The sequence below is a fragment of the Streptomyces sp. UW30 genome (assembly GCF_008042075.1).
GTDB lineage: Bacteria > Actinomycetota > Actinomycetes > Streptomycetales > Streptomycetaceae > Streptomyces.
In genome coordinates this window covers 1-7489 of the sequence record NZ_RDBN01000022.1, presented here as the reverse complement: position 1 = coordinate 7489, position 7489 = coordinate 1, and the positions used below count along the sequence as shown (strand labels likewise).

The 7489-nt window shown below is 67.6% G+C and carries 11 protein-coding genes and 1 pseudogene; 8 read left to right on the top strand and 4 right to left on the bottom strand.

Annotation, left to right across the window (positions count from 1 at the left end; translation table 11 throughout):
* The first annotated feature begins 1279 nt into the window (after positions 1–1279).
* Entirely contained in the window at positions 1280–1798 is a 519-nt protein-coding gene (locus EAO75_RS13385) for a cupin domain-containing protein (RefSeq protein WP_030949317.1), read from the top strand.
* Between the two features lie 259 nt (positions 1799–2057).
* On the opposite strand, the gene EAO75_RS13380 is transcribed toward EAO75_RS13385, so the two are convergent.
* Both EAO75_RS13380 and EAO75_RS13375 read right to left on the bottom strand, forming a co-directional pair.
* Positions 2058–3296: a helix-turn-helix domain-containing protein gene (locus EAO75_RS13380; RefSeq protein ID WP_261989263.1), complete on the bottom strand. Its 1239-nt coding sequence runs from the start codon at positions 3294–3296 to the stop codon at positions 2058–2060.
* The gene (locus EAO75_RS13375; protein WP_147995285.1) at positions 3293–3613 is read right to left on the bottom strand and encodes a putative quinol monooxygenase; all 321 of its coding nucleotides are present in this window, start codon (positions 3611–3613) and stop codon (positions 3293–3295) included. The genes EAO75_RS13380 and EAO75_RS13375 overlap by 4 nt, the downstream gene beginning before the upstream one ends.
* A gap of 190 nt (positions 3614–3803) precedes the next feature.
* Here EAO75_RS13375 and EAO75_RS13370 point away from each other — a divergent pair, with 190 nt between their 5' ends.
* From EAO75_RS13370 to EAO75_RS13340, 7 genes are all read left to right on the top strand, one after another.
* Positions 3804–4163, top strand: a complete 360-nt coding sequence (locus EAO75_RS13370; RefSeq protein ID WP_147995284.1) for a hypothetical protein — start codon at positions 3804–3806, stop codon at positions 4161–4163.
* A 14-nt stretch (positions 4164–4177) separates the two neighbouring features.
* Positions 4178–5524 (top strand): FtsK/SpoIIIE domain-containing protein, encoded by a 1347-nt coding sequence (locus EAO75_RS13365; RefSeq protein ID WP_147995310.1) that lies wholly within the window; start codon positions 4178–4180, stop codon positions 5522–5524.
* A gap of 79 nt (positions 5525–5603) precedes the next feature.
* A complete protein-coding gene (locus tag EAO75_RS13360) occupies positions 5604–5792 on the top strand; it encodes a hypothetical protein (RefSeq protein ID WP_147995283.1) in 189 nt (62 codons plus the stop codon).
* Positions 5793–5805: 13 nt separating this feature from the next.
* Positions 5806–6012 (top strand): hypothetical protein, encoded by a 207-nt coding sequence (locus EAO75_RS13355; protein ID WP_147995282.1) that lies wholly within the window; start codon positions 5806–5808, stop codon positions 6010–6012.
* A gap of 2 nt (positions 6013–6014) precedes the next feature.
* Positions 6015–6203 carry a hypothetical protein gene (locus EAO75_RS13350; protein WP_147995281.1) on the top strand — a complete coding sequence of 63 codons (189 nt, stop codon included), beginning with the start codon at positions 6015–6017 and terminating at the stop codon, positions 6201–6203.
* A gap of 74 nt (positions 6204–6277) precedes the next feature.
* Positions 6278–6940: a DUF2637 domain-containing protein gene (locus EAO75_RS13345; protein WP_147995280.1), complete on the top strand. Its 663-nt coding sequence runs from the start codon at positions 6278–6280 to the stop codon at positions 6938–6940.
* A gap of 20 nt (positions 6941–6960) precedes the next feature.
* Positions 6961–7170 (top strand): mobile element transfer protein, encoded by a 210-nt coding sequence (locus EAO75_RS13340; protein WP_147995279.1) that lies wholly within the window; start codon positions 6961–6963, stop codon positions 7168–7170.
* On the opposite strand, the gene EAO75_RS48535 is transcribed toward EAO75_RS13340, so the two are convergent.
* On the bottom strand, positions 7145–7372 hold the full coding sequence (locus tag EAO75_RS48535; protein ID WP_410092260.1) for a hypothetical protein: 228 nt from the start codon (positions 7370–7372) through the stop codon (positions 7145–7147). The genes EAO75_RS13340 and EAO75_RS48535 overlap by 26 nt on opposite strands.
* 20 nt (positions 7373–7392) lie before the next feature.
* A pseudogene (locus EAO75_RS47255) lies at positions 7393–7489 on the bottom strand (SpdA protein); the annotation flags it as partial.

Genomic DNA, 7489 nt, shown 5'->3' with positions numbered 1-7489 from the left:
GATCATGGCCCCGTAAGCTTCCGGCGCGTCGGGCAGTCTGTGGACCTGCCCGTTAAAGCACGACGTGGGGGCCATGATCTTCGAGGCTCGCGCCAAAGTGGCTGGCTAAAGTCGTGGAGCCGACCGCCCCAGCCACGACGGGGTTTCTCTCACGTCATGCCCGCGTCCGCCGTCCGGCGGGTGGCCCGGTGCGGGATCAGCGGGCCGTACGAACGCCCACGCATCAGGCAGCGTTGGCCCRCATGYCACCGCCRCCACGATCCGGCCTCTTTCGGTGGCACAAAGCGTCTTTGGCCTGCACCGTTGGGGATCATCGTTCGTCCCCGTGCCCGTGTTGGAATGTGGCCGCTGCGTGTGGCGACGGGCGGGCGGCGACGTGCGGCCGGTGGCGAAGACATGGAGGCGGCGCGGCGGCGACCGGCCGTCGCCGCCGCGCTTGCCCGGCCCTCGGTTGATCCGACCTAACGGTGTTAGGCAACCGGGTGGAAAGGGGTGCGGCGTGGCCCTGGAAGCGGGGCGTTGAGGTCTAGCTGCGGTTGATCTTTCCCCTCCCGAGGCCGGATCGTGGCGGCGGTGGCATGTGGGCCGTAAGCGGCCTTTGATGCGCATGGGCGGAGTCTGCGGCGGTCGGGTTGGCGATGATCGACAAGCGCCGTCGGCCGCCGGACGAGCGAGCGCAGCGAGCCTTGATGAAGTAGGGAAACTCTGTCCGCGTCGCCGCACGTGGCGTATGTCTTGTCTCGGTTGATGCTTGACGTTGTGGCCTCACCTAATGCTTGACACCGCTTGCCTCGGCTTGGCTGTGCTTGACACCGCTTGCCTCGGCTTGGCTGTGCGCCTGGATATGGCGCATGGGGAGGGCCGAGGCCGACGAGGCGTACAGAGAGGCCGGATCGTGGCGGCGGTGGCATGTGGGCCGTAAGCGGCCTTTGATGCGCATGGGCGGAGTCTGCGGCGGTCGGGTTGGCGATGATCGACAAGCGCCGTCGGCCGCCGGACGAGCGAGCGCAGCGAGCCTTGATGAAGTAGGGAAACTCTGTCCGCGTCGCCGCACGTGGCGTATGTCTTGTCTCGGTTGATGCTTGACGTTGTGGCCTCACCTAATGCTTGACACCGCTTGCCTCGGCTTGGCTGTGCGCCTGGATATGGCGCATGGGGAGGGCCGAGGCCGACGAGGCGTACATCGTCTAGGTCGCCAAGGTGCGACCCAGGAAGTCCGGGGTGGACACTCTTAGCAAGACACCAGTGTTTCTCGAAGTCGATCAGAGGAGTGATCGCCATGACCGAGGAACTGGTCCCTCCGCTCACGGTCGTCCGCCCCGGCGAGGGCGCCGAGGGCTTCCTCGGTTCCATCGGGGTGGTCTTCAAGCTCTGGGGTGCCGATACCAACGGCGCCTTGTCGGTCGTCGAGCACCCGTTCCCGGTCGGCGCGATGGTGCCGCCGCACCTGCACACCCGCGAGGACGAGTACTCGATCGTCACCGAAGGCGAGATCGGCTTCCGCTCAGGCGACCGCGAAGCCGTGCTGGGCCCCGGCGGCTACATCACCAAGCCGCGCGGCGAGCTGCACGCCATGTGGAACGCCGGTTCGGTCCCTGCCCGCATGATCGAGATCATTAGCCCGGCCGGTTTCGAGAACTGCTTCCGCGAGATGGCCGAGATGCTCGCCGACGGCCCGCCGCCGTCCGCGGACGCGATCCCGGCACTCGTGGCCAAGTACGGGCTCGAATTCGGCCAGCCGGAGTGGCTGCCGGACGTCATCGCGCGGTTCGGGCTGACGCCGCCGCCGGGAGCGTAAACTCACAACCCGCTGACCAGCCAGAACACTGCCCCAGGCCGCTGAGTTACGCGGAACGCGGGCTTCGCCAAAGCTGACTATCTGACCCACAGTTGCCTACTGCCGCGGCGCACGATCTGCTGCAGCTTCTGCCCCACCTGGTCGGTCAGTCTGTGCACACGAACAGGCTCAGCCACCCGTGGCTCCAGAGGTCGGATCGACGGTCACCGCAAATTCAACGCCACGACAACCAACCCAGCGAACCTTTGCGGTCACAGCACTAGATCACGGCGCTTCGCTCGGCCAAGTTGCGCAGCGACTCGGGGACACGAGGGTCTGAGAGTTGGATCAAGTCCCGGATGACCTCGCGGGCCAAGTGGTGATCGTGGATCTGTTCGGGCGCCAGGGTCTCGGCCTCCATGAGTGCGGCTGTGGCCTCGCCGACGTGTCGCCGCTGCGCGTGTGCCCGCGCCACGTCAAGCAGGAAACGGGACTGCCGTTCGGGCGAAAGACCCGATGCGTCAACGTGCTTGGCTACCTCCAGGGCAAGCCCCGCGTCCCCCAATTCCACTGCCGTGCTTACGGCGTGGATCTCGACGTTCGTCGGCCCGAACTCCGTGTCGAAGTCGTTGCGGTCCTCGCCCAACCGCGCCGCAACTCCGCGCGCTCGTTCGATGTGCTCATGGGTCCGCCCTCGGTTGCCCTCCCTCGCATTGATCACCGCAAGGACGAGGTTCATGGCGCCGAACAGCGACAGCTCTTCCGGCGGGCAGGCCGGGGTCTCTGTCCTTGGGCCCATGACGGCCGCAGCTGATTGCGCTGCCTGCTCGGCCTGGTCCATATGCTGCTGCCGCATGAAGGCGTGGGCCATTCGGAACAGACTCGCGACGACTTCCAACGGCTGTCCTGCGAGTTCGGCCGCCTGTAGTGCTCGGTCGGCCGCGACCCATGCTGCGTCTGCCTGGTCTTGCCGGGTGAAGCTCGCTGCGGCCACTTGGTACGCCTTGGCGCGTAGGGCATGAAGTTCCATGCGGTCGCCTGCCGGCGCGTGGCGTACTGCCGTCTCAATGCTCGGGAGGAGCTTGGCGATATGATCGCTCAGTGCCGCGTAGCTCGATGCGTGCACGAGGGTCCACGCCTCATCTACTTGATGACGGAAGTCGGCAAGTGAAGGCGTTGGTTCGGTCAGGGGCTGCTGGAAGAGGCTGCCCAGGGCGGGGTGACCGGTAAGGGCTACCCGTAGACCGTCGAGGTCGTTGCTCTTCGTCTGCTCCTCTGGCTCGGCTTCCTCGACTGGGGCGGCGGCGTCCGGCCGGAGGTCGCGCACGGGCACGTTGAGTGCGTCTGCGAGAGCCTGAAGGACCGACAGTCGCTCAACGGGCTGTACGCCTCTTTCGACCTGGGAGACCCAGCTCTCGGAGCGTCCCATGGCGGCGGCAAGGTCGCTCTGCGACATGCCGGCGGTGCGGCGCAGCTCCTTCACCCTCTGGCCGACGGTCTTGGTGTCGGAAGCCGTCACTTCTCTGCTCCGGTGGGGTACTTGCCGGCGTACGGCTGGAGGCGGTCAACCTCGGTCTTCTCGACGTACTTGGAGCGCTCGGCCAGGAAGTGACGCGTGTGCGGCTGGCGCTCGTGCTCTTCGAAAGCGTCGTGATCGGCGTACAGCTCGAAGAAGATCCGCTCATTGGGTGCGCCCTCAACCTCGTGGCAGGCATAGACCAGCGTGCCGGGCTCGTGCGCCCGGATTCCTGCCGTCGTCTCTCGCATAAGCGCATCGAAGTCATCGCCAGCACCATCACGCAGCGTGAAGCGAACAAAAAGCCCGAAGTTGGCCATTTCTTCCTCCCTATCGTCGCACTCAGTGTCGCAGACTCGGAGAACTCCTACTAGTCGCAGTTTTTCTGTTGACTCGCAGTTTTTCTGCGAGTAGCTTCGGTGGTGTAGCAACACCAAGCCGCCCCGGACTGCGTGCCATCCGCCAAGATCACGACGCAGTCCGGGGCTCATCCCAAAAGGGAGTTCCATCATGCAGCAGATCCCCGTGGACACCGCCAGCGCGACGTTGATGGTGGCTCAGCCGCCTCAGCCGAAGTACGCGAACCAGAAGACTCAGGAGCGGGCTGCGGACCGGCAGACCGGTGAGTTCCTGGTGACGCTGGACGTGCTGTTCGTGATGAACGGCAACGCCGAGGTCGTGAAGGTCACGGTGGGGGAGTCGGCCATCTCCGGTGAGCTGGCGATGGGTACCCAGGTGGCGTTGACCGGTCTGGTGGCGCGGCCGTGGGAGAACGAGTTCAACGGTCAGAAGCGGCACGGCATCAGCTTCCGTGCGGTTGCGGTGACCGCCGTGGACGCCGGCGGCGCGAACAACCTGAAGGCGGCCTGACCGTGAAGTGGTTAATGATCGCCGTCGTCCTGGACGTTGCCGGGTTGGCGCTGCTGCTTCGGTGGCGCTTCCTCGCCTGGTTCTGGATGACCTTCGGTGTCGTCTACGCCACGGCTAAAGTCCGTATCCGCTACGCGTCGGTCATGGACGCCTGTGACCTGACGGTTCCGGCCTCCCGGTTCCGGCTGTGGCTGGCCCGGCTCTTCAAGTGGCAGACCCCGCGCCAGCGTGTCCCTCGGCTGATGTGGATCAAGCCGACCTGGACGGGTCTGCGGCTGCGGATCCGGATGATGCCGGGACAGGACACCTTCGACTACTCGGCCGCCGTCGACCGGCTGCGGCACGCCTTCGGTGTCCACCAGGTCACCTCCCGCGAGATCAAGCCCGGAGTGGTCGAGATCGCGACGACCGGCTACGACGTGCTCAAGCGGGTGCAGATGCCGGCTCGGATCGAGCGGAGTGAGCTGCGTATCCCGGTCGCGCTGTGTGAGGACGGCTCGGTCCATTACCGCGACTACAGGGAGGTGCCGCACTCGGTCACCCTCGGCGCGGTCGGTTCCGGGAAGTCCGTCACGCAACGCCGGGTGATCAAGGAACTCGCCGCGCAGCATGTCGCGTTGGTCGGCATCGACTGCAAGAGCGGCGTGGAACTCTCCCCTCTGGCTCGCCGGTTCTCCGCGCTCGCGGACAACCCGGATGATGCGGCCGACCTGCTGGAAGCGCTGGTGGCGCGGATGGAGGCGACGTATCAGGTGATCCGCCGGGAACAGCGGATCAGCGCCGACACCCCAGATGCGGAGATCACCGCGAACATCTGGGGCCTGCCCGAGTACTTGCGACCGGTGCCGGTGGTGCTCACCATCGACGAGATCGCCGAACTCGCCCTGTTCACCACCACGGCGGAGAAGAAGCGCCGCGAGCGCATCATCGTCGCCCTGGTCCGCCTGGCCCAGCTCGGCCGCGCCGCCGGCATCTTCCTCGACATCTACGGCCAGCGCTTCGGCTCCGAACTCGGCGACGGCATCACCATGCTGCGCGCCCAGCTCACCGGCCGGATGGCGCACCGGGTCAACGACGAATCGTCGGCGAAGATGGCGTTCGGCGACGTGTCTCCGCATGCGGTGTTCGCGGCCACGCAGATCCGAAACGACCGGCCCGGCATGGCCGTGGTCGGCCACTCCAACGGTGACTGGACGCGCATCCGGGCCCCGCACACGTCGATGCGGGAAGCCGTGACTGCCTGCAACAGGCACGCCGGCCTCACCCCGGACATCCCGGAGCTGGCCCGCTTCCGACCCGTGCTCGACCTCGACTCGGTTGAGGCGCCCGCGACGGTCGAACCGTTCGCCGAAGCCGCCTGATCCCTCCTCGCCCCATTCGGTCGGCGTGACCGTCTCACGCCAGGTCCCTACCCGTCCCATGCCCGATACAGGAGGCGTTATGAGCAACCGCGAGAGCTTCGCCGATGACCGGTCCCGCCTCTCGAAGTTCAGCAACGACATCCGCAAGTACGAGAGCAGCCAGGGTGCGGACGACTTCTCGAAGGTCGTCGGTGGCGCTTTGCATGCCCAGCACACCAGTGACCGTGCTGAGCAGGGCTCCGGCTACCCCCGCCGCTACTCGAAGTAGGAGGACGCCGGCCATGTGCCCCAACTGCGAGGACTTCGCCCGCACCGTCGTCATGCTCGGCCAACTCGCCCTCTACGCCGACACCTTCGGAGCCGACCAGGACTTCGTGGAGGTCGTGGGCCCGTGCCTGGCAGCGTCGCTGCCCGAGCCGCCGCCCGGGACCTTCCCGCCCGGCTACGACCCGAACGAGGGCCCCGAGTACCCCGGCCAGGGGTGGTGACCGTGCCCGCCGCGAGGAAGTCGACCGCCCGCCGCAAGGCCGCCGTGCCACAGCCGGAGAAGTGCAAGCCGTGCAACGGCACCGGAGAGGTCTCCCGCACCGTCCACGTCGGCCGCAAGCGCCGCCCCGCCGGGCAACAAACCGGCATCTGCCTCGCCTGCCTCGGCTCCGGCAAAGCCGCCACCGACTGAACCCCGCTGGGGCTGGGCGGCTGGACTCGATCCCCGCCCCGCCCCTGGCCCAACCCCGCAAGGGAGGTGACGACATGAGCCGCACGATCCGCCCGGACGCCGTCCTTGTACAGGCCGTGATCGCCGGTGCCCTGTCTTTCGCCCACCTGCACGACCTCGCCGCCGCTGCCGGACAGACCGGCTGGAAAGCCTGGGCCTACCCCGTCTCCGTCGACCTGCTCTTGGTCGCTGCGTGGCGCCGGCTGCGCTCGGACGGCCCGTCCCGGCTGGCCTGGTGCTGGTTCCTGGTCGCCCTGGTCGCCTCGCTTGGCGCCAACGTCGCCACGGCTGGCTTCCTCGACATGGAACACCCGCCCGCCCTGCTCCGCCTCGGCGTCGCCGGCTGGCCCGCGCTCGCCTTCCTCGGCGGCACCCTGCTCGCCCACAGCCCCACACCCCACCCGGCATCCGGCGACCACACCTCCGTCTCTGTTGCCCCTGAGTCGGCCACGGCGACGCCTGCCTCGGAGCCGGTTGCCGAACCCGAGCCGATTCCGGCCGCCGAACCGGCCTCGGCGCTGCCGGAAGCCCCCGCGGCTCCCGCTGTGCAGCCCCCGTCGGCGCTCGTGGCTCACGCCCGTCGGCTCGCCGATGACCACCAGGCGCGCACCGGCTCGCCGATTGACCTCGACACCCTGCGCGCCCGCCTCAACGTCCCGCCCGCCATGGCTGACGCCATTGCCGCCCAACTTGCCTGACTCAGAAAGGACTTGAAGCTATGGGTTTCCTCTTCCAGCGCCTCGTGCGCTACGGCCCCGTCGAGATCGGCCGCGCTCTCACGCGGGACGGCGAGAAGGGCTACGTCGCCTCCTGCACCGCCGATCAGTGCGGCTGGTCGGCCGAGTACTCCAGCTACGGCGCCGTCTGCATCGCGGCCAAGGGCCACCACTGCCGGATCAAGATCAAGTACGAGAACCGAGGGAGCTAGCGCCATGTCCGTGCCGCTGTGGTTCTTCATCGCCTGCCTGGCCGTGGTCGGCGTCAAGCTCGTCCGCCCGCCGCTGTGGCTCGTCCTCGTCCTGCTGATCGGCGGTGCAGGAGGCGACGTAGCCCTTCTCGCCGTCCCGCGTGAGAGCGCGGCCGATCTCGACGGGGCCGTAGCGCACGAGGCGCTGGAAGAGGAAACCCATAGCTTCAAGTCCTTTCTGAGTCAGGCAAGTTGGGCGGCAATGGCGTCAGCCATGGCGGGCGGGACGTTGAGGCGGGCGCGCAGGGTGTCGAGGTCAATCGGCGAGCCGGTGCGCGCC